The sequence below is a fragment of the Streptomyces sp. NPDC038280 genome (genome assembly GCF_055600045.1).
In genome coordinates, this window is sequence record NZ_JBVJYZ010000001.1 from 1,018,396 (window position 1) to 1,044,971 (window position 26,576).

The 26,576-nt window shown below is 70.2% G+C and carries 18 protein-coding genes; 9 read left to right on the forward strand and 9 right to left on the reverse strand.

What is annotated here, in order from left to right; all coding sequences use genetic code 11:
• Positions 1 to 113: 113 nt before the first annotated feature.
• Both ACZ7J0_RS04545 and ACZ7J0_RS04550 read right to left on the reverse strand, forming a co-directional pair.
• Positions 114 to 1,496: a M16 family metallopeptidase gene (locus ACZ7J0_RS04545; protein ID WP_470884129.1), complete on the reverse strand. Its 1,383-nt coding sequence runs from the start codon at positions 1,494 to 1,496 to the stop codon at positions 114 to 116.
• Between the two features lie 26 nt (positions 1,497 to 1,522).
• Entirely contained in the window at positions 1,523 to 2,890 is a 1,368-nt protein-coding gene (locus ACZ7J0_RS04550) for a M16 family metallopeptidase (RefSeq protein ID WP_470883880.1), read from the reverse strand.
• Positions 2,891 to 3,070: 180 nt separating this feature from the next.
• Between ACZ7J0_RS04550 and ACZ7J0_RS04555 the strand changes: the two genes are divergently transcribed.
• Positions 3,071 to 5,521, forward strand: coding sequence for a DNA gyrase/topoisomerase IV subunit A (locus tag ACZ7J0_RS04555; RefSeq protein ID WP_470883882.1), 2,451 nt, complete (start codon positions 3,071 to 3,073; stop codon positions 5,519 to 5,521).
• Here the strand turns inward: ACZ7J0_RS04555 and ACZ7J0_RS04560 are convergent, their stop codons facing one another.
• Positions 5,522 to 6,583, reverse strand: coding sequence for a CobW family GTP-binding protein (locus ACZ7J0_RS04560; protein WP_470883884.1), 1,062 nt, complete (start codon positions 6,581 to 6,583; stop codon positions 5,522 to 5,524).
• 264 nt (positions 6,584 to 6,847) lie between these two features.
• Between ACZ7J0_RS04560 and ACZ7J0_RS04565 the strand changes: the two genes are divergently transcribed.
• Together ACZ7J0_RS04565 and ACZ7J0_RS04570 are read left to right on the forward strand one after the other, a co-directional pair.
• On the forward strand, positions 6,848 to 8,503 hold the full coding sequence (locus tag ACZ7J0_RS04565) for an ATP-binding protein (protein WP_470883886.1): 1,656 nt from the start codon (positions 6,848 to 6,850) through the stop codon (positions 8,501 to 8,503).
• Positions 8,500 to 9,180 carry a response regulator gene (locus ACZ7J0_RS04570; protein WP_470883888.1) on the forward strand — a complete coding sequence of 227 codons (681 nt, stop codon included), beginning with the start codon at positions 8,500 to 8,502 and terminating at the stop codon, positions 9,178 to 9,180. The genes ACZ7J0_RS04565 and ACZ7J0_RS04570 overlap by 4 nt, the downstream gene beginning before the upstream one ends.
• Before the next feature lie 33 nt (positions 9,181 to 9,213).
• Here ACZ7J0_RS04570 and ACZ7J0_RS04575 read toward each other — a convergent pair whose 3' ends face one another.
• The 3 genes from ACZ7J0_RS04575 to ACZ7J0_RS04585 all read right to left on the reverse strand — a co-directional run bounded on the left by ACZ7J0_RS04575 (position 9,214) and on the right by ACZ7J0_RS04585 (position 13,720).
• Positions 9,214 to 10,806 carry a solute symporter family protein gene (locus ACZ7J0_RS04575; protein WP_470884130.1) on the reverse strand — a complete coding sequence of 531 codons (1,593 nt, stop codon included), beginning with the start codon at positions 10,804 to 10,806 and terminating at the stop codon, positions 9,214 to 9,216.
• Between the two features lie 11 nt (positions 10,807 to 10,817).
• On the reverse strand, positions 10,818 to 11,390 hold the full coding sequence (locus ACZ7J0_RS04580) for a DUF485 domain-containing protein (protein WP_470883890.1): 573 nt from the start codon (positions 11,388 to 11,390) through the stop codon (positions 10,818 to 10,820).
• Between the two features lie 212 nt (positions 11,391 to 11,602).
• On the reverse strand, positions 11,603 to 13,720 hold the full coding sequence (locus ACZ7J0_RS04585; protein WP_470883892.1) for a DNA gyrase/topoisomerase IV subunit B: 2,118 nt from the start codon (positions 13,718 to 13,720) through the stop codon (positions 11,603 to 11,605).
• A gap of 432 nt (positions 13,721 to 14,152) precedes the next feature.
• On the opposite strand from ACZ7J0_RS04585, the gene ACZ7J0_RS04590 reads away from it, so the two are divergent.
• Complete coding sequence (locus tag ACZ7J0_RS04590; protein WP_468704570.1) at positions 14,153 to 14,383, forward strand: DUF7455 domain-containing protein; 231 nt, start codon at positions 14,153 to 14,155, stop codon at positions 14,381 to 14,383.
• Between the two features lie 107 nt (positions 14,384 to 14,490).
• Here ACZ7J0_RS04590 and ACZ7J0_RS04595 read toward each other — a convergent pair whose 3' ends face one another.
• The 3 genes from ACZ7J0_RS04595 to ACZ7J0_RS04605 all read right to left on the reverse strand — a co-directional run bounded on the left by ACZ7J0_RS04595 (position 14,491) and on the right by ACZ7J0_RS04605 (position 21,017).
• On the reverse strand, positions 14,491 to 15,312 hold the full coding sequence (locus ACZ7J0_RS04595) for a S1 family peptidase (protein WP_470883895.1): 822 nt from the start codon (positions 15,310 to 15,312) through the stop codon (positions 14,491 to 14,493).
• Between the two features lie 928 nt (positions 15,313 to 16,240).
• A complete protein-coding gene (locus ACZ7J0_RS04600) occupies positions 16,241 to 17,461 on the reverse strand; it encodes a damage-control phosphatase ARMT1 family protein (RefSeq protein ID WP_470883897.1) in 1,221 nt (406 codons plus the stop codon).
• A gap of 25 nt (positions 17,462 to 17,486) precedes the next feature.
• The gene (locus ACZ7J0_RS04605; RefSeq protein WP_470883899.1) at positions 17,487 to 21,017 is read right to left on the reverse strand and encodes an NB-ARC domain-containing protein; all 3,531 of its coding nucleotides are present in this window, start codon (positions 21,015 to 21,017) and stop codon (positions 17,487 to 17,489) included.
• Between the two features lie 270 nt (positions 21,018 to 21,287).
• Between ACZ7J0_RS04605 and ACZ7J0_RS04610 the strand changes: the two genes are divergently transcribed.
• From ACZ7J0_RS04610 to ACZ7J0_RS04630, 5 genes are read left to right on the forward strand one after another with little or no spacing between them, the layout of a single operon-like run.
• Positions 21,288 to 21,965 carry a class I SAM-dependent methyltransferase gene (locus ACZ7J0_RS04610; RefSeq protein ID WP_470883901.1) on the forward strand — a complete coding sequence of 226 codons (678 nt, stop codon included), beginning with the start codon at positions 21,288 to 21,290 and terminating at the stop codon, positions 21,963 to 21,965.
• The gene (locus tag ACZ7J0_RS04615; protein WP_470883903.1) at positions 21,962 to 23,278 is read left to right on the forward strand and encodes a N,N-dimethylformamidase beta subunit family domain-containing protein; all 1,317 of its coding nucleotides are present in this window, start codon (positions 21,962 to 21,964) and stop codon (positions 23,276 to 23,278) included. Before ACZ7J0_RS04610 ends, ACZ7J0_RS04615 begins: the two co-directional genes overlap by 4 nt.
• A gap of 19 nt (positions 23,279 to 23,297) precedes the next feature.
• Positions 23,298 to 24,446, forward strand: coding sequence for a glycosyltransferase family protein (locus ACZ7J0_RS04620; RefSeq protein WP_470883905.1), 1,149 nt, complete (start codon positions 23,298 to 23,300; stop codon positions 24,444 to 24,446).
• Positions 24,447 to 24,452: 6 nt separating this feature from the next.
• A complete protein-coding gene (locus tag ACZ7J0_RS04625; protein WP_470883906.1) occupies positions 24,453 to 26,051 on the forward strand; it encodes a hypothetical protein in 1,599 nt (532 codons plus the stop codon).
• Positions 26,003 to 26,557, forward strand: a complete 555-nt coding sequence (locus ACZ7J0_RS04630; protein WP_470883908.1) for an FkbM family methyltransferase — start codon at positions 26,003 to 26,005, stop codon at positions 26,555 to 26,557. The genes ACZ7J0_RS04625 and ACZ7J0_RS04630 overlap by 49 nt, the downstream gene beginning before the upstream one ends.
• Positions 26,558 to 26,576: the final 19 nt, after the last annotated feature.

The window sequence follows — 26,576 nt, forward strand, 5'->3', positions numbered from 1 at the left end:
GTTTTGTAGTGCACGCCACATGCCATACACTCCGCTTCCCTCCCAATCCAGACAAAAGGGAGGACCCCGACGTAACGTGACGTCGGGGTCCCCGATCCTCGGGACGCTGTCAATCAGCCGGTGACGACGGTCACTTCACCGATGCCGAGCGCCCTGACGGGCTCCTCGATCTCCGCGGCGTCACCCACGAGGACCGTCACCAGACGGTCCACCGGGAAGGCGTTGACGACGGCCGCCGTCGCCTCCACCGTGCCGGTCTCCGCGAGGCGCGCGTACAGCTGCGCCTGGAAGTCGTCGGGCAGGTGCTGCTCGACCTGGTCGGCGAGCGTGGCGGCGACGGACGCCGCCGTCTCGTACTTGAGCGGGGCGACACCCACCAGGTTCTGCACCGCGACATCGCGCTCGGCGTCGGTGAGGCCCTCGGCGGCGAGCTTGCGCAGGACCTTCCACAGATCGTCCAGCGCCGGGCCGGTGTTGGGGGTGTCGACCGAGCCGCTGATCGCGAGCATCGCGGCGCCGGTGGCCCCTCCCGGGGACGTGGGAGCGGACGAGCGCAGCACCTGCCCGAAGGCCCGCACTCCGTAGGTGTAGCCCTTCTCCTCGCGAAGGACCCGGTCCAGACGGGACGTCAGGGTCCCGCCGAGGCAGTACGTGCCGAGCACTTGGGCCGGCCACACACGGTCGTGCCGGTCGGCTCCGATGCGGCCGATCAGCAGCTGCGTCTGTACAGCGCCGGGACGGTCCACGATCACCACGCGGCCGGTGTCGTCGGCGGTGATCGGCGGCACCGGGCGGGGCTCGGCGGTGTTCCCGGTCCAGTCGCCGATGGAGTCGGCGAGCACCGCGTCCAGGTCGACGTCCGTCAGATCGCCGACGATCACCGCGGTGGCCGTGGCGGGCCGGACATGGGCTTCGTAGAAGGCCCGTACGGCGGCCGAGTCGATGCCGGCGACGGTCTCCTCGGTGCCCTGGCGCGGACGCGACATGCGCGAGGAGGCCGGGAACAGCTCCTTGGAGAGCTGCTTGGCCGCGCGGCGGCCCGGGTTGGCCGTCTCGTGCGGGATCTCGTCGAGGCGGTTGCGTACGAGACGCTCGATCTCGGTGTCGACGAAGGCGGGCGCGCGCAGCGCCTCGGCGAGCAGGCCGAGCGCCTTCGGCAGCCGGGAGACCGGGACTTCGAGCGAGACCCGGACACCCGGGTGGTCGGCGTGGGCGTCCAGCGTGGCGCCGCAGCGCTCCAGCTCGGCCGCGAACTCCTCCGCGGTGTGCTTGTCGGTGCCCTCCGACAGGGCGCGCGCCATGATCGTCGCGACGCCGTCGAGGCCCTCCGGCTCGGCGTCCAGCGGGGCGTCGAGGAAGATCTCGACGGCCACGACCTGCTGACCCGGGCGGTGGCAGCGCAGCACCGTCAGGCCGTTGTCGAGACGGCCGCGGTCCGGAGCCGGGAAGGCCCACGGCGTCGCGGTGCCCGGCTGGGGCTGCGGGTGGAAGTCCATGCTGGTCAAAGACACGGCAGCGTCGCTCACTGGTCCGCTCCCTCTTCCTCGTCGCTCTGCTCGGCGGTCTCGGCGCCGTTCTCTGCGTCTGCCTGGACGGGCTCGTAGACCAGCACCGCCCTGTTGTCGGGGCGCAGCCGGGCCTTGGCGACCGCCTGCACCTCCTCCGCCGTGATGTCGAGCACCCGGTGGACGGCGCTCAGGGCCAGTTGCGGGTCACCGAACAGGACCGCGAAGCGGCACAGTTCGTCGGCGCGGCCCGCGACCGTGCCGAGCCGGTCCAGCCACTCGCGCTCCAACTGGGCCTGCGCGCGCTCCATCTCCTCGGGCGTGGGGCCCTCGGCGGCGAAGCGCGCGAGCTCCTCGTCGACCGCCGACTCGATCTTCGGCACCTCGACACCCCCGGACGTCTTCACGTCCAGCCAGCCCAGGGAGGGCGCGCCGGCCAGGCGCAGCAGCCCGAAGCCGGCCGCGACGGCGGTCCGGTCGCGCCGCACCAGCCGGTTGTGCAGCCGGGACGACTCGCCGCCGCCAAGCACGGTCAGGGCCAGGTCCGCGGCGTCGCACTCGCGCGTGCCGTCGTGCGGCAGCCGGTAGGCGGCCATCAGCGCGCGCGCCGGCACCTCCTCCTCGACGACCTCACGCAGCTGCTCACCGATGATCTCGGGCAGGGTGCCGTCGCGCGGCGGCTGCTTGCCGTCGTGCGAGGGGATGGAGCCGAAGTACTTCTCGATCCAGCCGAGCGTCTGCTCCGGGTCGATGTCTCCGACGACCGACAGCACCGCGTTGTTCGGCGCGTAGTACGTACGGAAGAAGTTCCGCGCGTCCTCCAGCGTCGCCGCGTCCAGGTCGGCCATCGAGCCGATCGGGGTGTGGTGGTACGGGTGCCCCTCCGGGTACGCGAGGGCGGTCAGCTTCTCGAACGCGGTGCCGTAGGGCACGTTGTCGTACCGCTGGCGGCGCTCGTTCTTGACGACGTCGCGCTGGTTCTCCATGGACTCGTCGTCCAGGGCCGCCAGCAGCGAGCCCATCCGGTCGGCCTCCAGCCAGAGCGCCAGCTCCAGCTGGTGGGCCGGCATGGTCTCGAAGTAGTTGGTGCGCTCGAAGCTGGTGGTGCCGTTGAGCGAGCCGCCGGCGCCCTGCACCAGCTCGAAGTGACCATTGCCCTGCACCTGCTTCGAGCCCTGGAACATCAGGTGCTCGAAGAGGTGGGCGAGGCCCGTCCGCCCCGCCACCTCGTGGCGCGAGCCGACGTCGTACCAGAGGCACACCGCGGCGACCGGGGTCAGGTGGTCCTCGGAGAGCACCACGCGCAGGCCGTTGGCCAGGCGGTGCTCGGTCGCTGTCAGGCCGCCGGAGCCGGCCTGAGCTGTGGCCGTGTGACCCATGGGCATGTACGTCCCTTCGATCGCGATATGGAAAAGTCCTGCCACTGTATGCAAGCGCACTGACGCCTGGCGAAGTTCCCGGCCCGGGGTACCGTCCCTCTTCCGGGTCGCGGTCGGGGCTGTCAGTGGGACGGTCCACAATGGTCCGCGTCAGATCAACCATGTTGGTAAGGAGCCGCAGCCGCGATGGCCCGCCGCAGCACGAAGACCGCGCCGCCCGACGACTTCGAGGAGAAGATCCTCGACATCGACGTCGTCGACGAAATGCAGGGCTCCTTCCTCGAGTACGCGTACTCGGTGATCTACTCCCGGGCCCTGCCGGACGCACGCGACGGCATGAAGCCGGTGCACCGCCGCATCGTCTACCAGATGAACGAGATGGGGCTGCGGCCGGAGCGCGGCTATGTGAAGTGCGCCCGGGTCGTCGGCGAGGTCATGGGCAAGCTGCACCCGCACGGCGACGCGTCGATCTACGACGCGCTGGTGCGCATGGCCCAGCCGTTCTCGATGCGTCTGCCGCTCGTCGACGGCCACGGCAACTTCGGTTCGCTCGGAAACGACGACCCGCCGGCCGCCATGCGGTACACCGAGTGCCGGATGGCCGACGCGACGTCGCTGATGACGGAGTCGATCGACGAGGACACGGTCGACTTCACGCCGAACTACGACGGGCAGGAGCGCGAGCCCGTCACCCTCCCGGCGGCCTACCCGAACCTGTTGGTCAACGGCGCGTCCGGGATCGCGGTCGGCATGGCGACCAACATGCCTCCGCACAACCTGGGCGAGGTGATCGCCGCCGCCCGGCATCTGATCAAGCACCCGGGCGCCGATCTCGAGACGCTGATGCGCTTCGTGCCGGGCCCCGACCTGCCGACCGGCGGCCGGATCGTCGGCCTGAGCGGGATCAAGGACGCCTACGAGAGCGGCCGAGGCTCGTTCAAGATCCGCGCGACCGTGACCGTGGAGGACGTCACGGCGCGCCGCAAGGGCCTGGTCGTCACCGAACTGCCCTTCACGGTCGGCCCGGAGAAGGTGATCGCCAAGATCAAGGACCTGGTCTCGGCCAAGAAGCTGCAGGGCATCGCGGACGTCAAGGACCTCACCGACCGCTCCCACGGCCTGCGTCTGGTGATCGAGGTCAAGAACGGCTTCGTGCCGGAGGCCGTCCTGGAGCAGCTCTACAAGCTGACGCCGATGGAGGAGTCCTTCGGTATCAACAATGTGGCGCTGGTCGACGGCCAGCCGCTGACGCTGGGCCTCAAGGAGCTTCTGGAGGTCTATCTCGACCACCGCTTCGAGGTCGTGCGGCGGCGCAGCGAGTTCCGCCGCGGCAAGAAGCGCGACCGGCTGCACCTGGTCGACGGTCTGCTGGTCGCCCTCCTCGACATCGACGAGGTCATCCGGCTGATCCGCTCCAGTGACAACTCGGCGCAGGCCAGGGAGCGGCTGATGGGCCGGTTCTCGCTGAGCGAGACGCAGACCGTCTACATCCTGGACACCCCGCTGCGCCGGCTCACCAAGTTCGACCGGATCGAGCTGGAGAGCGAGCGGGACCGGCTGAACGGCGAGATCGACGAGCTGACCGGGATCCTGGAGTCCGACACCGAGCTGCGCAAGCTGGTCTCGACCGAACTGGCCGCGGTGGCGAAGAAGTTCGGCACCGACCGGCGCACGGTCCTGCTCGAGTCCGCGGGCTCGCCGGTCGCGGCCGTCGCTCTGGAGGTCGCGGACGACCCGTGCCGGGTGCTGCTCTCCTCGACGGGTCTGCTGGCGCGTACGGCCTCGGCCGAGGTCCCGGCCGATGACGAGGCCAGGCGCACCAAGCACGATGTGATCGTTTCGGCGGTGCCGGCCACCCAGCGCGGCGACGTCGGTGCGGTCACCTCCTCCGGGCGGCTGCTGCGCCTGTCGGTCATCGACCTGCCGCAGCTCCCGGACACCGCCTCCGCCCCGAACCTGTCGGGCGGGGCGCCGCTGTCGGAGTTCCTCACGCTCGAGCAGGACGAGACGATCGTCTGTCTGACCACGCTCGACGAGTCCTCGCCCGGTCTGGCGATCGGCACGCTCCAGGGCGTGGTGAAGCGGGTGGTGCCCGACTATCCGGCGAACAAGGACGAGCTGGAGGTCATCTCCCTCAGGGAGGGTGACCGGATCGTCGGCGCGATGGAGCTGCGTACGGGCGAGGAGGACCTGGTCTTCATCACCTCCGACGCCCAGCTGCTGCGGTTCCAGGCCTCCCAGGTGCGGCCCCAGGGCCGGCCGGCCGGCGGTATGGCGGGGATCAAGCTCGCCGAGGGCGCCGGGGTGATCTCGTTCACGGCGGTGGACCCGGCCGCGGACGCGGTGGTGTTCACCGTCGCGGGCTCGACCGGGACGCTGGACGACGGGGTGACGACGGCGAAGCTCACCCCGTTCGACCAGTACCCCCGCAAGGGCCGTGCCACGGGTGGCGTGCGCTGTCAGCGGTTCCTGAAGGGTGAGGACGTCCTGGTGCTGGCATGGGCGGGGCCGGCCCCGGCCCGGGCGGCGCAGCAGAACGGCGCTCCGGCGCAGCTGCCGGAGCCCGACCCGCGCCGGGACGGCTCGGGGACGCCGCTGACCAGCCCGGTGGCGGTGCTGGCGGGCCCGGCCTCGTAGCTACGCCCGCGCTTCTTCGCCCTCCGGCTCGTCCCGGAGCTCCGGTACGTATCGCAGGACGCCCCACATGCTGTGCTCGTCGGGTGCGTCCTGCGGTCCGTTCACCCGGCAGCCGGCCAGCGTCTCGCGCAGGCCGTCGGCGTCGATGCCGGAACCGATGAGGACGAGCTGGGTGAGTCGCTCGTCGCCACCGGGCCAGGGCTCGGGGTAGAAGCGGAGGAACCGGCCGACCGCGTGCACCGCGTACCGGTTGGCCGGATCAACCGCGCCGAAGTCGACGAAGCCCTTGATCCGGTAGAGCCCTTCCGGCCGGGAGTCGAGGAACTCCATCAGGCGCCGGGGGTGCAGGGGGACGTCCGAGGCCAGCGAGAGCGTCTCGTAGGCGGCGTGCGGATGGTCGTGGTGGCCGTCCTCCTCGGCGAGGAGCTCGTCGAAGGAGAGCTGGCCCTCGATTTCGCCGTCGGGCACCACCCGGTCGAAAAGCACCTCGGGGTCGATCCGTCCGTACGCGGCGCTGATCACCGCCGCGCGGTCGGCCCGCGCCATCACCTCGGCGTGGATCCGCGCGCGCTCCACCTCGTCGACCCGGTCGCTCTTGTTGATCACGACGAGGTCGGCGATGGCCAGGTGCCGGTCGGTCTCCGGGTGCCGCTTCCTCGTCGCGTCGAACTCGGCGGCGTCGACGACCTGGACGAGCCCGCCGTACACGATCCGGTCGTTCTCGCTGGCGAGGATCATCCGGACCAGTTCCTGCGGCTCGGCGAGGCCGCTCGCCTCGATCACGATCACATCGAGGCGGGCGTCGGGCCGGGTGAGGATCTGCAGGTACTCGTCCAGCTCACTGGTGTCGACGGCGCAGCACAGACAGCCGTTGCCGAGCGAGACGGTCGAGCCGACCTGTCCGGCCACGGTCATGGCGTCGATCCCGATGGAGCCGAAGTCGTTGACCATCACCCCGATCCGGGTGCCGCGGGCGCTGCGCAGCAGATGGTTGAGCAGCGTCGTCTTGCCGGACCCCAGAAAACCCGCGAGGACGACGACGGGGATCTGCTGCGTGCTCAAGGAGGCGTCCTTCTCGGTTTGCGGCTCTTCGTGGCGCCTTCGGAAAAGGGCGCCCTCCAGAATAGGCGGGGCCCGTCACGCACCCAGCCGGGCCGCCGCCTCGGGCGGAGCGAGCCGTCCGGGTTCGGCGATCCGCTGGTCACCGCGAATCGCGCCGACCCTCGGCGTGAGGGCCGATGCCTCACGGACCGCAGGGAGGCGCCTCAGGGGGCGCTCCCGCCGGAGGTTTCATAAAGGACGTTCTGCCCTCTACCGTTCGTACACATGAGCCCCGCACCGAACCCCGCCGCGCGGGCGCCCGAACGGCGCCGCCGGTTCGGCTGGCCGCGGCGCGTCTTCTCCCAGGTCCTGCTGATGCAGCTGGCCATCGCCACCGGCGTCACCGTGCTGGCCACGGGCCTCTTCCTGGCACCGCTCAGCGCGCAGCTCGACGACCAGGCGATGCGCCGCGCGCTCGCCATCGCCGAGACGACCGCGTCCCCGCAGGTCGCCGGCGAGCTGCTCGGCTCCCCTCCGGCCACCGACGGCCCCGTACAGGCACAGGCCGAGCGGATCCGGCGGGCGACCGGAGCCGAGTATGTCGTGATCATGGACCGGCACGGTGTGCGCTGGTCCCACACGGACGCCGGCCAGATCGGCAAGATCGTCTCGACCGACCCCAGCGAGGCGCTCGCCGGCCGGGAGGTCATGGAGATCGACAGTGGCACGCTGGGACGCTCTGCGCGCGGGAAGGTGCCCCTGCGCGACGGGAACGGCGCGATCGTCGGCGCCGTCTCGGTCGGGATCGAGTACGACAGCGTGCGCGCCCGGCTCCTGGCAGCCATCCCGGGGCTCCTCGCCTACGCGGGCGGGGCGCTGGCCGTCGGGGCACTCGCCGCCTATCTGATCTCCCGCCGTCTCCAGAAGCAGACCCACGACCTGGCCTTCTCCGACATCTCGGCGCTCCTCGTCGAGCGCGAGGCGATGCTCCACGGCATCCGGGAGGGCGTCGTCGCCCTCGACCGGGCCGGCCGGATCCGGCTGCTGAACGACGAGGCGCAGCGGCTGCTGGGCATCGGCCCGGAGGCCCAGGGCCGGGCCCTGGACGACGTACTGGGCGAGGGCCGGACCACCGACGTGCTGACCGGCCGGGTCACGGGCGAGGATCTGGTGACCGTACGCGGAAGACGGGTGCTGATCGCCAACCGGATGCCCACCGACGACGGCGGCGCGGTGGCGACCCTGCGCGACCGCACCGAGCTCGAGCGCCTGGGACGTGAGCTGGACTCGACGCACGGACTCATCGACGCCCTGCGCGCCCAGGATCATGAGCACGCCAACCGCCTGCACACCCTCCTGGGTCTGCTGGAGCTGGAGATGCACGAGGAGGCCGTGGAGTACGTCACCGAGGTGGTCGGTGTGCACCGGGCGACCGCCGAGCAGGTCACCGAGAAGGTGCACGATCCGCTGCTCGCCGCGCTGCTGGTCGGCAAGGCCACCGTCGCGGCGGAGCGGGGAGTGTCCCTGCGGATCGCGGCCGGCACCCTGCTGCCCGACCGGCTGGTGGATCCTCGCGAGCTGGTGACGGTCGTGGGCAATCTCGTCGACAACGCGCTGGACGCGGCGGCCGGTTCGGACGACGCCCGGGTGGAGGTCGAGCTGCGCGCGGAGCGGCGCACGGCACTGCTGCGGGTCGCGGACAGCGGGCCGGGGATTCCGCCCGACGCGCGTGAGCTGATCTTCACAGAGGGCTGGACCACCAAGGAACCGCCCTCCCACGGCAGGCGTGGTCTGGGTCTCGCCATGGTGCGGCGGCTGGCCGAGCGCCAAGGTGGCAGCGTCCGGGTGGACGAGGCCTCGGGAGGGGGCGCCGAATTCACCGTCGTCCTGCCCGAGGCCCTGACCGAGCCGGGGCCCGTCCCCGTGACGGAGACACGATGATCGACGTACTGGTGGTGGACGACGACGTCCGGGTGGCGCGGATCAACGCGGCGTATGTGGCGAAGATCCCGGGCTTCCGGGTCGTCGGCCGGGCCCACTCGGCGGCGGAGGCGCTCGCCCTCATCGCCGAGGTCCCCGTCGACCTGGTGCTCCTGGACCACCATCTGCCCGACGAGAACGGCCTCGCCGTGGTCCGCGAGCTGCGGCGGCTCGGTCACCACACCGACGTGATCATGGTGACGGCGGCGCGCGATGTGGCCACCGTCCAGGCGGCGATGCGCCAGGGCGCGCTGCAGTACCTGGTGAAGCCGTTCACCTTCGCCGGACTGCGCACCAAGCTGGAGGCTTACGCGCTGCTGCGGCGCACCCTGGACGGCGGCGGTGAGGCGGAACAGGCCGAGGTGGACCGGATCTTCGGCGCCCTGTCGGCGGGCTCGGGAGAGACGGCCCTGCCCAAGGGGCACTCCCCCACGACGGCCGAGCTGGTGCGGAGAGTCCTGCTCGCCGCCGACGGGCCGCTGTCGGCGCAGGAGATCGCCGAGCGGGCGGGCATGAGTCGTCAGACCGCCCAGCGCTACCTGAAACTCCTGGAGCGCTCCGGTCGGGTGCGCCTCTCGCTGAAATACGGCGAGACGGGCCGCCCCGAGCACCGGTACGCCTGGGCACCGAGCGGCTAGGTCCGGTCACCCGGATCCCGCTCCCGCCGGCGATCACACCGCCCCCGCGCCCGTCAGTGCCCGGACCTCCGTTTCGGCGTGCTTGGCCGCGTCCGGCGGCTCGGGCGAGGTGACCGTGCCGATCCATCCCGCCAGGAAGCCGAGCGGGATGGAGACCGCTCCCGGGTTCTGGAGCGGGAAGACGTGGAAGTCCACGCCCGGGAACAGCGACTCGGGGCTGCCTGAGACGACCGGGGAGAGCACCACCAGCAGAATGGCCGGGATCAGCCCTCCGTACACCGACCAGACGGCGCCGCGCGTGGTGAAGTTCCGCCAGAACAGCGAGTAGAGCAGTACGGGCAGGTTGGCGGAGGCGGCGACCGCGAAGGCGAGGCCGACGAGGAAGGCCACATTGAGATCGCGGGCGAGCAGTCCGAGCCCGATCGCGGCCGCGCCGATACCGGCCGCGGCGAACCGGGCGACGGCCACCTCGCTGTACGGCTTGGCCCGCCGTCGTCGCAGCGAGGCGTACAGGTCGTGCGCCACCGAGGCGGACGAGGCCAGCGTGATCCCCGCGACGACGGCCAGGATCGTCGCGAAGGCGACCGCCGCGACGACCGCGAACAGCACGGTGCCGCCGGTCGATCCCGCCCCGCCGCCCAGGTCCAGGGCGAGGAGCGGCACCGCGGTGTTGCCCGCGGCGCTGGACGCGCGGACCTCGGCGGTGCCGACGATCGCCGCCGCGCCGAAGCCGAGCACGATCGTCATCAGATAGAAGCTGCCGATGAGACCGATGGACCAGACGACCGAGCGGCGGGCGGCCCGCGCGGTGGGCACGGTGTAGAAGCGGGACAGGATGTGCGGCAGTCCGGCGGTGCCCAGGACGAGCGCCAGGCCGAGGCTGATGAAGTCCAGGCGCGCGGTCCAGTCCCCGCCGTACTTGAGGCCGGGGGCTAGGAAGTCCCTGCCGTGGCCGCTGCGTTCGGCGGCGGTGGTGAGCAACTGGTTGATGTCGCCGTGGAAGCGGACGAGCACGAGCACGGTGAGCACGATCGTGCCCGCCATCAGCAGCACGGCCTTGACGATCTGGATCCAGGTGGTGGCCCGCATCCCTCCCAACGACACATAGACGACCATCAGAGCGCCGACGCCGATGACGGTCCACGAGCGCGCGGCTTCGCTCGTCCCGCCCAGCAGCAGCGCGACCAGGCTTCCGGCCCCGACCATCTGCGCCACCAGATAGAGAACGGACACGGTGACCGAGGAGGTTCCCGCGGCGATCCGGACGGGCCGCTCGGCCATCCGGGCGGCGACGACGTCGGCGAGGGTGAACCGGCCGCAGTTGCGCACGAGTTCGGCGACGAACAGCAGGACGACCAGCCAGGCCACGAGGAAGCCGACCGAGTAGAGCATTCCGTCGTAGCCGAAGAGGGCGATCAGTCCGGAGATACCGAGGAAGGAAGCGGCGGACATGTAGTCCCCGGCGATGGCGAATCCGTTCTCCATGGGCGAGAACAGCCGTCCGCCCGCGTAGAACTCCTCCGCCGAGCCGTGCCGGTTGCGACTCACCCAGGTGGTGATCGCCAGGGTCACCGCGATGAACGCGCTGAACAGCAGCAGTGCCAGCGTCTGGTGCTGGGAGGTCAGGATGTGGCCCGTCAACGCTTCGTCCCCCGCGTCATCTCCTGGTTGCCGGTGCCCTGCGACCTGACGCCCCGCGACCTGGTGTCCTGAGCCCTGCCGTCCTGCGCCCCGGTGTCCTGAGTCCTCGTCTCGTCGAAGACGGTCCAGCGCAGTTCGAGCGCGGCACGGTCGCGGCGCAGCCGTGCGTGGCGTGCGTAGGCCCAGGTCAGCAGGAACGTGGTGAGGAACTGCCCGAGCCCCGCCACCATCGCCACGTTCACCGCTCCGGCCACCGGCCGGGCCATCAGCCCGGGAACGGTCGTGGCCGCGACGACGTACGCCAGATACCAGATGAGGAAGGCGAGGGCGGCCGGCACGACGAACCGCCGGTAACGGCTGCGGACTTCCTGGAACGCGGGACTCCGCTGCACTTCCAGATAGATGTCGGCCTCGGTGCGGTCGCCCCGGCGCTCGGGCCCGGGCGGCGGTACGGAGGCGGGGGCGGGCCCGCCGGTCCCGTCCACCTCTCCCCACCCGGCGGCCAGCGCGTCGTACCACGGGTCGTCGATCCGCACCGCGGCGTCGTCGAGTCCTTCCGGCTTCTCCACCCGTCAACTCCTTGTCAGCGAACCGTTTCGGCCGCGTGCCCAAGGATGGACAGAGCGGGAAGATCCCGGACTCTTCTCTCCCCGCTCTTCACTCCATCAGGTGACGGCGCCCCGGGACTGCGGGACGGAACCGTGCAGATAGACGTACCGCGGGGGTGGAGCCTCGGGCTCCACCCCCGCGTGGGCCGCGTCCGCCGGAGCGGCGGACCGGATCAGGCGTCGATGCGTGAGCGGTCCAGCGTCGCCGCGGAGCTGGTGATGAACTCCTTGCGCGGGGCCACGTCATTGCCCATGAGCAGATCGAAGACCTGCTCCGACGACTCCAGGTCCCCGATGTTGATCCGGCGCAGGGTCCGGTGCCGGGGGTCCATCGTGGTCTCCGCGAGCTGGTCGGCGTCCATCTCTCCGAGGCCCTTGTAGCGCTGGATGGAGTCCTTGTAGCGGATCCCCTTGCGCTGGTACTCGAGCAGCGTCTGCCGCAGCTCGTTGTCCGAGTACGTGTACACGTACTTGTCCTGGCCCTTCTTGGGCTGGACCAGCTCGATGCGGTGCAGCGGCGGCACGGCGGCGAAGACCCGCCCGGCCTCGACCATCGGACGCATGTAGCGCTGGAAGAGCGTGAGCAGCAGGCAGCGGATGTGCGCGCCGTCGACGTCGGCGTCGACCAGGAGCACGATCTTGCCGTAGCGGGCGGCGTCGATGTCGAAGGTCCGGCCGGAGCCAGCCCCTATGACCTGGATGATCGCGCCGCACTCGGCGTTCTTCAGCATGTCCGAGACGGACGACTTCTGAACGTTGAGGATCTTGCCCCGGATCGGCAGAAGCGCCTGGAACTCGCTGTTGCGGGCCAGCTTGGCGGTGCCCAGCGCGGAATCTCCCTCGACGATGAAGAGCTCACTGCGCTCCACGTCGTCGCTGCGGCAGTCGGCGAGCTTGGCCGGCAGCGAGGAGGTCTCCAGCGCGGTCTTGCGGCGCTGCGCCTCCTTGTGCTGGCGGGCGGCGATCCGCGTCCGGGCGGCGGCGACGGCCTTCTCGAGGACAGCGCGCGCCTGGGCCTTGGCGTCCCGCCTGGTGGAGGTCAGGAACGCCTTGAGCTCCTTGGCGACCACATTGGCGACGATGCGGTTCGCCGCCGAGGTGCCGAGCACCTCCTTGGTCTGGCCCTCGAACTGCGGCTCGGCGAGCCGCACGGTCACGACCGCGGTCAGGCCCTCCAGCGCGTCGTCCTTGACGATGTCGTCCTCGGCGACGCGCAGCAGCTTGGCGGAGCGCAGCACCTCGTTCATGGTCTTGGTGACGGCCCGCTCGAAGCCCGTGACATGGGTGCCGCCCTTGGGGGTGGCGATGATGTTCACGAAGGACCTGAGCATGGTGTCGTAGCCCGTGCCCCAGCGCAGGGCGATGTCGACCCCGAGCTCGCGGGTGACCTCGGTGGGGGTCATGTGGCCACGCTCGTCGAGGACCGGGACGGTCTCCTTGAACGTGCCCTGGCCGGTCAGGCGGAGGACGTCGCAGACGGCCTTGTCCTGGGCCAGGTACTCGCAGAACTCGCTGATGCCCCCGTCGAAGCGGAACGTCTCCTCGGTCTTCCCCTCGCCCTCCAGACCCCGCTCGTCGCGGACGACGATGGTGAGGCCGGGCACGAGGAAGGCGGTCTGCCGGGCCCGCTGGTAGAGCGTGTCCAGGGAGAGCTTGGCGTCCTTGAGGAAGATCTGCCGGTCGGCCCAGTACCGCACGCGCGTGCCGGTGCGGCCCTTCGGCACCCGCTTGATCTTGCGCAGCCCGTTCCCCGGGTCGAAGGGGCTGTCGGGTCCCTGCTCGGTGAAGATGCCCGGGACGCCGCGGCGGAAGCTGATCGAGTGGGTGGCGCTGCTCCGGTCGACCTCCACGTCGAGCCGGGCGGACAGCGCGTTCACCACCGAGGCGCCCACGCCGTGCAGACCGCCGGAGGCCGCGTACGAGCCGCCGCCGAACTTTCCGCCGGCGTGCAGCTTGGTCATCACGACCTCGACACCCGACAGACCGGTCTTGGGCTCGACGTCGACCGGGATGCCCCGGCCGTTGTCCCGGACCTCCACCGAGCCGTCGTCGTGGAGGATCACCTCGATGTGGTCGCAGTACCCGCCGAGGGCCTCGTCGACGGAGTTGTCGATGATCTCCCAGAGGCAGTGCAAGAGGCCGCGGCTGTCGGTGGACCCGATGTACATTCCGGGGCGCTTGCGAACCGCCTCGAGTCCTTCGAGTACGAGCAGATGCCGCGCGGTGTAGTTGGAAGCGTCACGGTCTGCGGTCAGCAGCGCACTGGACGGCACGGACGTTTCGGCGGTCACGCGGTTCGCTCCTCGCTGAATTTGAAATCTGGCCCAGTGGGTAAAGGCCCGGCGTTCGGTCGCCGGTCAGAGGGTACCGAGGCCTGGTAGAGCGGTTGTCACGCCACCCTCGTGATTTCTCATGCTAGACCAGAGTCGCATGCGTGTTCGATCCCTCGATGGGGTGACGCTCACATCACGTTCCCTTCCAGGCATGAACCATTTAGGCTCCGGGCACGTCCTCATGAACAACCGGCAACAGCCGGGAGGGCGCAAACCGAGACAAGCAATGCGAAATCCGTAGAGCGAAGCAATACGGCTCATTCGCCGCCAACCGGCAGCAGACAGCCACCTGGGAAGAAGTTTCGAGGAAAAGCCACGAGCGGGAACGTTTTCGGCCTGGTTGGATGTTGACCCTGGTACGACAGCTCGTCGAGCTAGAGAAGAGGCGACGTGACTACTGTTCTGACCCCCGCGAGCCCGCTGACGGCCGCTGACCGCTGCGACCGCTGCGGCGCCCAGGCCTATCTGCGCGTCGTCCTGACCAGCGGTGGTGACTTGCTCTTCTGCGCCCACCACGGACGCAAGTTCGAGCCGGAACTCAAGAAGATCGCCGCGGAAATACAGGATGAGACGGACCGGCTGACCACAGTGCCGGCCAGCGCAGTCGACGAGGACCGCTGACCCCTCATCCACGACGAGCCAAGGGCCGGTTCAGGACCGGCCGACGGGCGGGCGCCCCTGCGGATCAGGGGTGACCGCCCGTTCTCATACCCCCGCGCCCGGTCACCTCAGAGGACTCCGGCCGGCAGTACGGCCGAGACCCTGGTGTACACACCCGGGCTCTCAGCCTGCCCGCAGCCACTGCCCCAGGACACCAGCCCGATGAGCCTCCCGCGGGCCACCAGCGGCCCCCCGCTGTCCCCCTGACAGGCATCCTTGCCGCCCTTGGGGTCTCCCGCGCAGAGCATCGTCGCGGCGTGGTACCTGCCGTCCGAGTCGCCGGGGTAGGCCTTCTCGCAGACCGTGTCCGCGAGCACACTGACCGGAGCGGCGCGCAGGGCTGATGCGTAGCTGCCGAGCCCGGTCGTGTCGCCCCAGCCGTACACGGAGGCGCTGGTGCCCGGCTCGTACGCCGGGTCGCCCGTGGGTGCCGTCTTGATCGCGTACGTGTCCGGCAGGGGGCTGGCGAGCGTGAGGACGGCCAGGTCGCCCGCGTTGGTGGCGGCGTCGTACTCCGGATTGACCCAGGAGCCGGCCACCTTGACCTCCTGGCCGTCGCTGCCGCGCAGTTCCGAGCGGCCGGCGATGACCTTGAGGTCGGCCGTCCCGCCCGGTTCCGCGCCCAGTACGTCCCGGCCCAGGCAGTGCGCCGCCGTCAGAACCTTGGTCGGTGCCACGACCACCCCTCCGCAGAACTGGCCCCCTCGGCTTTCCCCGAACCGGCCACGGCTGGACAGCGCCACGACCCACGGCGTGTCGTCCACGAGGACCGGACGGCCGCCGATGATCACACTGTCCGCGGCGGCGGGCGAGGGCGAGGACACCGGCACGGCCGCCGCCGAGACCAGTCCCAGAATTCCGGTTACCGCTCGGGCGATGGGACGACGCATGGAGCCTCCCTGACTCTCCGGTGAAGTCCGTTCACCCAGCGTCGACCAATTGGCGGCATCCCGCACCCCGAGGGAGAACGCCGGAGCCCGGCTCCCCTCTCGGGGAGCCGGGCTCCGGCGTCTTGTGACCGCTGTGCGTTCGGCCGCGACTAGTCGAGGTAGTCGCGCAGTATGGGCGCTTGAGCGCTGTGCTTGACCTGCATAAACGCAGGCGGGCCGGGAGCGCCGGTGGCGAAATATCTTGGATTGAGGCGACCGCCATGGCGTCCGCATGGCCCCGTCACCCTCGGGTTCCCCATCCGTCCGTGAAACAGGATGCCCGGAATCTCACCGAGGCACTCTGGACCAAGGTCCGGAATCACCCCTGCAGCCTGGGCAGAAACTACTTGCTGTAGGCACTCGGGCACTGGCAGAGCAAACGCTTGTGTCCTTGCACCCGCTTCACACATACCAGCCGCAGGTGCTCTCAGTCCGCGATGTGAGCTTCCGCCGCTGCGGCATTCCGTCCCTCGCCCGGTCCTGCTGCAGCGTCTCCGTGGTCGCGGCGAACTCCTTCGGGCGGCCTGGATGTCCTCGACGATCTCGGCGGCCAGCACCTCGGCCGCCGGAACATTGGCCACGTCGTCGAGGCCCAGGGCGCGGAGCCAGTGATGTCGAGGTTCGCCCTGTCGCGAGCGATCAGTTCCTCGTACGTGTAGGCCTTGAAGCGTTCCGTCTCCACGTGCTTGGAGCTGTCCTCGTCAGCCCGGTAGCACTGCACGAAGTCCTCAAGGTGGGCCTGCGCTCCGCTCCGCAACCAGGACCTCGAGCGGTGGTTCTGTTGTGAGTCTGACGGCGCCCCTCGCTACGGGAAAGCCAATGCAGAGTAGCGGGCTGAGCTTGCCGGGCCACTCCCACAAGGGAATACGCGAAAGTTCACCGCCCAGATCTATCGTCTCGCCTGAATCAGCGCGTGAGTTCCGCTCGTACGCCAGAGAGCTCCGGTCCGCTCGAGAGCGTCCAGTGTTCCCTGCTCCAGGCCGACGATGACGTCGGACTTCAGGGTCCGGAGCGCCGCGACGGACCCCGGGAAGTACGCGGTGAGATCGGCGAAGGGCGCCGTGGCGTCCCGCAGCTGGTCTCCCACCAGGCGACGGTAGTTGAGGTCGCCCTTCAGGATGGTGAGCGTGGCGTTCTCGAACTCGCCACGAAGGTCCTCGCGCATCGCCTCGTACGGCAGCGGAGCGCAGAAGAACGGGTGGGTTCGGACCTCCAGGCTTCCTGCCGCCATGGCCTTCCACAGCCGGCCGCCGATCCTGCTGGCTTCACCGGGCGCTTCGATGAGGCGACGCAGGCAGTCGACGACGTCAGCCGTCATCGCGTCGGAAACGTAGTACGGGTAGGGCTTGACGTGAAGCACGACCCGTTCGGCGTGCCGCTGTTCGAGGATGTGGTCGATGAGGATCAGGTCAGGGATGAGCTCTCGTCCTGCGTTGTCCGCCACGACGGCGACGGTGGAGGGTGCTCCGGCGGGCAGGAGCTGCCACAGCACGGCGCTGTCGTCGGCGACCAGCGCGGAGGCGACCACGTCGTCAACCGCCGGCTCCTCCGCCGAGACGCGGAAGCCGAGGTCCGCGCGGTTGCCCCAGAGCGAGGCGTGGAGCAGGGCCGTGGCCCGCTCCTCGGCCGGTGCGTCCGCGAGTGCGTCGAGGGCACGCAGCTCCTCCTGCACCGCGTCGCCGCGCAGTTCGGCCTGCTTGAACGGCGCGAAGGGATCAACTCCCTGCCATGGCCCGGTGCCGAAGTACTCAACGGCTGTCAGGAGCTTGCGGTAGAAGTAGCTCTCCGCCCACAGGAACGGGGCGTCGTACCAAGAACGCCCGAAGTGCCCCTGCCCCCAGTCCGCCCAGCGCTCGTGGTCGTGTTCCGTGGGGCCGAGCGGCTCGACCACACCGTTGGTGATCTCGTCCAGCAGGGCGTCGAGGGCCTCGTGCTGTCGGCGGCCGTACGGGAAGGCGTCTCGTACCTGCTGGATGAGGGCAGGGTGGCGCTTGGCCAGCACACCCCAGGCGAACGAGCCGGCCTCGTTGCTGAGGATGACTGAAGCACCAACGGGCCCGGTGTCGCGGACGGCCTCTTCGCCCGAGGTGCGGGAGGTCTTCTCTGTCATGGTGTCCAAGCCCTTCACTTCTCGCTCATGTGTCAATGATCCCTAGGGCTACGACACCCGCCGCACTACCTACCAGCACCTCGCCCGTCGCGGGTTCGAAGGCCGCGCAGTGCAGTGAGGCGTCCACCCGGACCTTGGCGATCTGCCGCTGCTCTCCGAGCGACCACACGCGCACCGTCCCATCCGCAGCAGCCGACACGAGGCGGTCCTCGTCGCTCATGAAGCCCAGCATGAGGATGCGGCCCGTGTGACCGGAGATGTGGGAGGTGAACCGGTCCATCCCCAGATGTCGTACCGCGATGTCTCCGGTTCCCGACCCGACCGCCACGCGGTTGCCGGGACCGTCCACGGTGACGGCGCGGGCCCACCCGCTGGGGCTGCTGAACCGGCTCCTGAAATCCCCTGTGGGGGCGTGCCACACGCGCACCGAGCCGTCACCACCGCAGGCAGCCAGGACGTCTCCGCTGTCGTCGAACGAGAGCGACCGCAACCGACCGGCGTGCACGTCCTGAGTCCACGACAGAGTCCCGGTGGGGAGATCCCAGCACCGGATGTGTCCGTCGCCCGTGCTCGCAGCGATACGAGGCGTCGAACGGGCCATCGCCACAGCCCACGTTCGCGGGGTGTCCTGGTTCAAGGTGAGCGACCAGGCCGGGTCAGGCAGCGACCAGACCCTGACCGCCCCGTCGCCGCAAGCCGCGGCGACGTGCTCCTCGCCGCAGGCCAGGGACCAGACGCGTCCGTGGGCGGCGGGCAGCCTCCGGCCGACCGCCGCCGTCGCGGTGTCGACGACGTCGACGCCGCCGGCCCCGTCGCCGACCACGGCGGCACGTCCGCCGGCCGCGAACTGCGTGGACCACACGGTGTTCGAGCCGCCGGCCAGGGTCCTGAGCCTGCTCTTCCCCATGGTCCAGACGCGGATAGCGCCGTCCTCGCACCCGGCAACCACGGTGCCGTCGCCCGTTCTGGCGAGTGAGCGCACCCAGTCGACGCCCCGCGGGAGCTGTGTCTCACCTACAGGCGTCTCCGCCGAGAACGCCTGGATCCTCGGCTCCTCGGTGGCGGCGACGAGGACATCGTCATGTGGGGAGAGAGCGACGGCGCGCACGCGCGCCTTGAGGCCGGTGATCCGGCGGACGAGCACGAGTTTCCCGTCGGCCGTGTCCCACAAGGCTGCGGAACGGTCACCAGACCCCGAGGCCAAGAGAGAGGAGCCGGGGGCGAAGGCGACGGAGCGGACCCAATCCTGGTGTTCCGCACGTTCGTCGAGGAGGCGGCCGGTGCGCAGGTCGAAGAGCCGGACGAACTCGTCCTCGCCGGCTGCGGCCACGAGCGAGTCGGAGTCCCCGCCGATAGCCACGGACCAGACGGGGGTGCCTGCCGCCCGCATCGTGCGCAGGAGCACGAGCCGCTCCAGGTCCCACGCGCATACGGCTCCGTCCTCGGCACCGGAGACCAGGACGGAGTCGGCTGAGGAGAAGGTGAGACTGCGAACACGGCGGTTGTGCCCGGGCAGCACCCCGACAGGTTCGCCGGTGTCCGTGCGCCACAGCCGGACGGCTCCGTCGTCCCCCGCTGAGGCGAGGACCATCCCGTCCGCGGAGAGCGCGGTGGCGAACACCCATCCGGTATGGGCCTCGTGGGCTCGGAGGAGTCGGCCCGTGTTCAGGTTCCACAGCCTGACCACTCCGTCCTCTCCACCTGATGCCACGATGTCGCGGATGGCGGACACGCTGACGACCGCACCGATGTGACCGCGCTCCGTCACCGCCTCGGAGCTCACCTCAGGGGGCGGCAACAGCCACCTGGGGGCGAGCACCGTCCCCTCCCCCGCTGCGCCTTCCAAGCTTCGGGGGGCCTCGGGGGTGGATGCACGCCGCAGCACGATCGAGAGGGTCGAGGCGATGTCGGCCGGGCTCTCCAGCCCGTTCAGCAGGTACCCGGCACCGGTCAGGGCCCGGGCGGTGGCCCACACCTGGTGCTGCGGGTGGCCGGCATCGTGGCGCCCGGGCATGGCGTCGAGCACGGCGGCGTCCGCGGTCAGCGACTGATGCCCGACGAGTGCGACCTTGCGCATGACGTACGTCGGCGAGGCCAGCAGGCCGACGAGTTCGCCGTCGAGGCCCGCCTCACGCAGGTGGTAGGGGAGGTGACGCCACAGGTATCCCTCGCTATCAGCGAGCGTTTCCCAGGCACCGTCCGTGCTCTGCCGGTACGCCTCGATCAGGGACCGGTGAAGGGTCGCCCACTGGTCGCCGATCAGATGCCGCAGATAGGACCGGAACACGTCGTGCAGCACGATGGCGTTCCGGTCGGCAAGGTAGGCGCCGATCAGCGACCGGTCGGACAGCACCCGGCAGAACTGGCGCACCACGTGAGGGGCCCACCCGTTCGCGGTGCCCCACCAGTGGGTGAGGACCGACATGGGAATCGGCACCGACGGAGGGAACACCGCCAGGGACAGGTACCGGTCTCGCAGGTCCGTGCGGCCGGCGATCGAGACGCTCTGCGCGAGACTGCGGAGGCTGGATTCGAGCGCCTGCCCGATGGCGTTCTTGCGCTGGTCGGAGTCCCAGACGTCGAAAGCCTGAGGGCCGTACGCGCGGATCGCCGCGTTCGTCTCCGTGACGGCGCGGTCGGCCGGGGCGCCGAAACCGACCTCCTGGGAGACGTTCGCACCGACGATCGACGCGAGCAGCGGCCAGCCCCCACACACGCCTGCTAGGCGCGCGGCCTCGGCATCGCCGAGGGCACCAACGTTGCGGACGAGGAGCTCGCGGATCTCCCCCGGGGCCATGGGCCCCAGGCGCACAACTCGGGCGGAGCTGGGGCAGACGCGCACGTTCCTCGTGGTCACGAGCCGTACGCAGTCCTCACCGCCGAGCAGGAAGGGGCTGAGGTCGGTGGCGGACCAGACGTTGTCGACGACGAGGAGCGCGCGTCGCCGCTGGAGCAGACGGGCGAGATGGAAGCCGGCCTGCTCCGGATCGGCAAGTGACGGACGGTTGCCGTCGAGGTGGACGCACAGGTCGGAGATCAGCTCGACGACCCTGGCGGCCGTGCATCCCTCGCCGGTCTCCACCCAGAGGATCTCCGAGAAGGAGTCCCGTACGCGGGGGTCGTGGCACACCTGCGTGGCCAGCGTCGTCTTACCGAACCCGCCGGGGCCGCACAGGGCGACCGTGGCGACGGTGTCGTCCTGCGTCGCCTCACGGAGTACGGAGACGAGCCCTTCGAGATCTTCGGATCTGTGCACCAAGCCGGGCTCCGGAACGGGTATGGGGCGGTATTCGTCCGGCGCCGACGCGGCCTCGGGCGTCGGAACACCGACGGAGCCCCAGAAGCGCTGCCGCACCTCCGCGTCGCTCCGTTCCAACGCCGTGTCGAGTAACGCCTGGGAGTCCGGCGCGACGACGATCTCCTCGCCCCGGGCCTCCCAGTTGGACACCGTCCGGTCGCTGACGCCGAGGTAGGACGCGAAGCCACGCACGCTCCGACGCGTCGCGAGCCGCAGAGCACGCGCCTCCCGTCCGGTCCAGCGCTGCACTGTGGCCACCGAAGCTCCTTCGACCGACACCGACGAAGGTAACAGGGTAGGGCGGTCTGACCAGCGGCGTAGGCCCTTCGCTGCGACGGGAGTTCAGCACGGGTGCAGCACCCGGGCCATTCCGGCCAGGTCTGAGCGAGGCGCACCCGTCGCCCTGAACAGCGGCGGCGCTGCACCGCGAGTGCGACACCACGACAGCCCGCTGTCCAGCGCCGCTCGGCAGTCTTCTCGGCACGGAGCATCACCGCTCCGTAGGCAGACGAGAGGGGTGGTCACAGCGTGACCGGAACGAAGGAGCGACAGGACGGTCCGGGCGACTGGTCAGGGGGCCAGATCGCTTACTACCAGGCGCGAGCCGACGAGTACGACGCCACGTACAGCACCCGCATGGACATGCCTCGGCTCGCGAAGGCCCTGGACTCGCTGCCGGTCGGCGGTGACGTCCTGGAGATCGCCTGCGGCACGGGCCAGTGGACGCGGTTGCTGTCCCACCGGGCCCACAGCCTGACGGCGCTGGACGCGGCGCCGGAGATGCTCCGCCGGGCCCGCGACCGCATGCGCGGCACCGAGACTCGATTCATCGAGGCGGACGTCTTCGACTGGGCGCCGGACCGCCAGTACGACACGGTGTTCTTCGCCTTCTGGCTCAGCCACGTGCCACCGGTGGAGATGGAACCGTTCTGGGATCTGCTCAGGTGGGCCTTGGTGCCGGGCGGTCGCGTGGTGTTCCTCGACGACTCGTCGGCAAAGGCGGAGATCGAGGACCAGGTGGAAGCGGCGCCCGTGCCGACCGTCCATCGCACCCTCTCGGACGGTTCCCGCCACGTCGCCGTGAAAGTGCTCCGAGACCCCATCGAGCTCACCTCCCAGCTGAACGGCCTGGGTTGGGACGCCCGCGTCGAGGCGGTCGACCCCTTCCACCTCGCCGGCGTGGCCCGTCCCAGGGAGGGCGCGTGACCACCGTCAACGGCTACGCGGCCCGGCCGAGCGTCCGCGCCGGTGAAGTGGTGCGCTTGCACATCGCCACCACCGCCCCCCGCTTCCACGTCGACTTCTACCGCTGGGGAGCCGAGCCGCAGCACGCGGGGCACGTCGAGTGGCCCGGCCGGGCTGCCTCCCCTGGACGCTTCGACGCGGACTGGCAGTGGCCCGCGTACGAGTTCCGCGTGCCTCCGGAGTGGCGTTCCGGGGTCTACATCGCGGTGCTGGGCACGGAGCGCACCTCCGGCATGCCGTCGCTGGATGCCCGGGAGGCGCGCATCCTTCTGGTCGTCACCCCCTCCGCGCCCTCCGGACGCGGGATCCTGTACAAGATCCCGACGTTCACCTACCAGGCGTACAACACCGCGGGCGGCGGCAGCCTGTACAGCGCCGCCCAGGTCACGACACGCCGCCCCGGGGGCGGTGTCGGCGGGCCCGTGAAGGGCCTGCCGGACGCATACGACCCGTCATCGCCCCGGCAGACGTTCGCGCACTGGGACGCCCCGTTCATCGCCTGGATGGAACGGAACCGGATCGAGGCCGACTACTGCACCGATCTGGACCTCCACGAAGGGCTGTTCCTGCGCGACGGATACCGCCTCCTGGTCGCTGCCGGTCACGACGAGTACTGGAGCGCCGAGCTCCGACGCCACGTGACCGCCTTCCGGGACACCGGCGGCAACATCGCCAACTTCGGTGCCAACACCTGCTGGTGGCGCGTCGACGTCGCTCCGGACGGGACGGGGCTGTCCTGCGACAAGTTCCCGCCCGGAGCCCCCGTCGGCACCGACCCGGACAGCTCGTACGGGTGCCCGGACCACTGGTGGGAGTCTGAGCCGGAGAACACCCTCCTAGGCGTGAGCTACCGCAACGGCGGTGGCCACTGGGATGGCGCCCGTGCTCCCCGGGGCTTCATCGTCACGGACGCCGGTCACTGGGCGTTCTCCGGCACGGGGCTCAGGACCGGCGACAGCCTCGGACACGGCGGGGCACTGATCGGCTACGAGTGCGACGGCGCGGCCTACGAGTACGACGCCGCTGGCCGCCCGCGTCCCACCGGCCAGGACGGAACGCCACAGGACTTCGAGATCCTCGGCATCGCCGAACTGCCCCCGGACTGGAACTCCGCCGTCCGTGAGCCGATGCCCAGCCCCCGGGCCGCCACGCTCGGCGTCTTCACCGCCGGCGGCACGGTCTTCACCGCCGCCACCACCGACTGGGCCCGCCTCCTGGCCACGGACCCCCCGGTCGCCACGGTCACCCGCAACGTCATCACCCGGCTCGCCTGACCGAAGGGAAGGGATCGTCGTGTCCGGAAACGGAGACGGAAACGTACGGCCGCTCGACGTGATCATCGGCGTCAACGGCATCGGCATGGGACACACCGTCCGGCAGAGCGTGATCGCCCAGTACCTCCGCGACCGCGGGCACCGGGTCCGGATCGTCACCAACGGTCAGGGCCGGGCGGAGTACTTCCGGGACCTCGGTTTCACCGCCTGGGACGGGTGGATGCCGACGCTGCTCGCCCGCGGCGACCGGATCCACGCGCGCGACGCCGGGCGCGCGAACATCCGGCAGGCGCCCGGAGGTCTCCTCCGGCACCTCCAGCTGCGCCGGGCCGTCCGGAGCAGCGGCGTCCCGGACGTGTTCGTCACCGACTACGAGCCCAACACCCCACGTCTCGCCTACCACTTCGGCCGACCGCTCGTCTCCATCGACCAGCAGAGCAAGTACCGGCACCTGGACCTCCCCACCGTCGGCCGGTACGCCCGTACGGCCGACGAGCAGCGACTGCGGTACTTCGCGCCCCGCGTGGACCGGTCCTTCATCTGCTCGTACGTCCCGCTGGACGCCGAGGACCGAAGGCTGGAGTTCATACCCCCGGTCGTTCCCGACCTCATCCGGTCGGCGCCGGTCACCACCGAGCCCCTCGCCACCGCCTACTTCTCCCGCTACTTCGACCACGGCCCGGAGGAGTCCGTCCGCGAACTGGCCTCGATCTTCCGCCAGTCCGTACCGGACCGGACGCTGCGGATCTACACGCAGCCCACGGAGTTGCAGGCGCTGCGCGGGTTCGCCGACGCCCGGGTCGAGATCCGCGCCTTCGACCGCGAGTCCTTCATCGCGGACATGGCCCGCTCCGAGGTCGTGTTCTCCAACGCCGGCTTCAACCTGATCAGCGAGGCCCTGGTCCTCGGCAAGCCGGTCCACCTCGTCCCCTTGCCCACCTATGACCAGCACTGGTGCGCCAAAGTCATCGACGAAGCTGGACTGGGCACTGCAGCCCCGCGCGTCGAGCGGCGGGCCGTCCTCGACTTCCTCGCGCGCGGTCGGGCGCTCCGCGACAACGTCGTACGCCACCGGGACCTGCACCTCTCGGCCGACCCCCGCGAGCGGATCGTCTCGTATCTGGAGAGGTTGCCAGCGGTCAGCCGGCCGACGCTCACACGGAGGTAGCCGGGCATGTCGACTCCCCCGTCCCCTTCGTACGTGGCGACCGCGGCGGTCGTAGCCACCGTCGTTACGTGCTACCGCTTCGGTGTCTCCCCGGCGGTACGGGCTCTCGCCCGTCACCCAACGCCTCTGGCCGTGAGCGCGGCCCTCGCGGTCAGCGCCCCGCTGGTCCTCCTGCCGTCACCCCCGCCCGGGCCGCTGCGCTGGTTCGTCGTCTCCGTGCTCGCTCTGCTGACCTGGCGCGGTGCGACGAGCGACTACGACGTCAGGCTGCCCCTCGGTCCACAGCGTCGGGACAAGCTGGTCCTTCTGTCCCTCGCCGTGGCCTCGTGCCTCTGGGCTCCCGCCGTGCTGGCGTGGATCACCGTGTACTGCGGCAGGCTGCGCGGCTGGCAGCACCACGGGATGATGCCGGTACGTCTGTTGAAGGCGTACCTCGCCTGGTTCGTCGTGACAGCGGTCCTCGCCCCGCTCCCTTCCGACTCCACCGCCGGTCTGGTGCTGGTGCTCGGCTGCGTCTCGCTGTCGCACTACGTCAAGCCGGCCTGGAGCAAGGCACGTCTGGGGCCGCGCCCCTGGTCCTGGGCCTGGCACAACCGGACGCACTACCTCATGGCTTCGGCGTACTCCTGGGGCTGGGCGCGCTTCCTCCCCTCCCGGACGATGTCCCGGCTCCTGCGCCGGGCGGGCGTCATCGACCGCCCCGCCAACCTACTCACGATGATCGTGGAGGCCGCCGGGCTAATCGCCTACCTCGACCGCCGGCTACTGATCGCGGCCCTGCTGGCGACAGCGCTCTTCAACCTCGTCGTCGCCCTCGCCTCCGGCATCCTCTTCTGGGAGAACATCGCCGCCAACATCGGTCTCGCGACGGCTCTCGGACTGCTTCCCAGCACGGGGTACGAGACGGCCTTCGGGTGGCCCGCTGCGCTTGTCGCGCTCACCGTGATCCTGCTCAGCGCCGCCGACCTGCTGTGGCAGCCCTGGCATCTGGGGTGGTGGGACTCGCCGTTCACCGCTCGGGTCCACTGGCAAGTGGAGACTGTCTCCGGCGCGACCCAGGGGCTCTACAACGACTACATGTGCCCGTACGAGCGCGAGTTCGGCCGCGTCGAGGGCTACTTCCTGACGGACGAGCCGGTCCTCCACGGCCACCTCGGAATCGTCTGGGACCGGCGGCTCCGGGATCTCCTCGTCCAGACCGGCGGGGACCCGGACCAGCTGCACGCGCTCAAGCAGACCTACGGCCGAACGCAGAGGGACGAGCAACGCTCGGCCGAGCACGTCACCTTTCTGACCGCCATGTTCACCCGGCTCAACGCCGGTACTCGGAAGAGCCCCCTGCCCCGGTGGCTACGTCGAATCAAGGCGCCCGGGGGCCAGCTCTACCGGTGGGGCGATCTGCCCGCCTATCGCGGCGATGAGCCCGTCCGCCGCATCACCATCCGCTACGAGGAGCGCTGCTACCTCCCCGAGACGGGCGATTTCGTCCTGCTCGCCGATCGCGTCGTACGGGAGATCGACCTCAGCGCTCCAATCACTGACCAGGAGAACACCTCATGCGCAAGATCTTCGTCGACTGCGGCGCCAACCTCGGAATCGTGCTGAGGCGATTCATGCACGACCTCCCGGACCACGACTTCTACGCCTTCGAGCCCAACACCAGCCTGCTTTCCTCCATTCGCACGAACGTCCAGCAGACCCGCCACACCGGCCTGATCGAGGTCTCCCCCAGCGCGGTGTGGACCGAGGACGGGACGATCGACCTCTTCCTCGGCCACCACGAGAGCTCCACCGTGATGCCCGGCAAGCGGGTCCCGCCCATGTACGACCAGCAGATCGACTACGACTCGCCCGTCGCCGTGCCGGCGGTGGACTTCAGCGCCTGGCTCCGCCGGACCGCCACGCCGGAGGACCACGTCGTCGTGAAGATGGACATCGAGGGTGCCGAGTACCCCGTGCTCAGGAAGCTGCTCGCCGACGGGACGATCGACCTCGTCTCCGTCCTCTACGTCGAGTGGCACCACGACCGCTTCCCCGCCATGAACCACGCCGAGCACGACCAGGTCGCCGCCGCCGTATCCGCGCGTGTCGACGTCCGCCACTGGGACTGACCGGAGCGAGAGGACACGA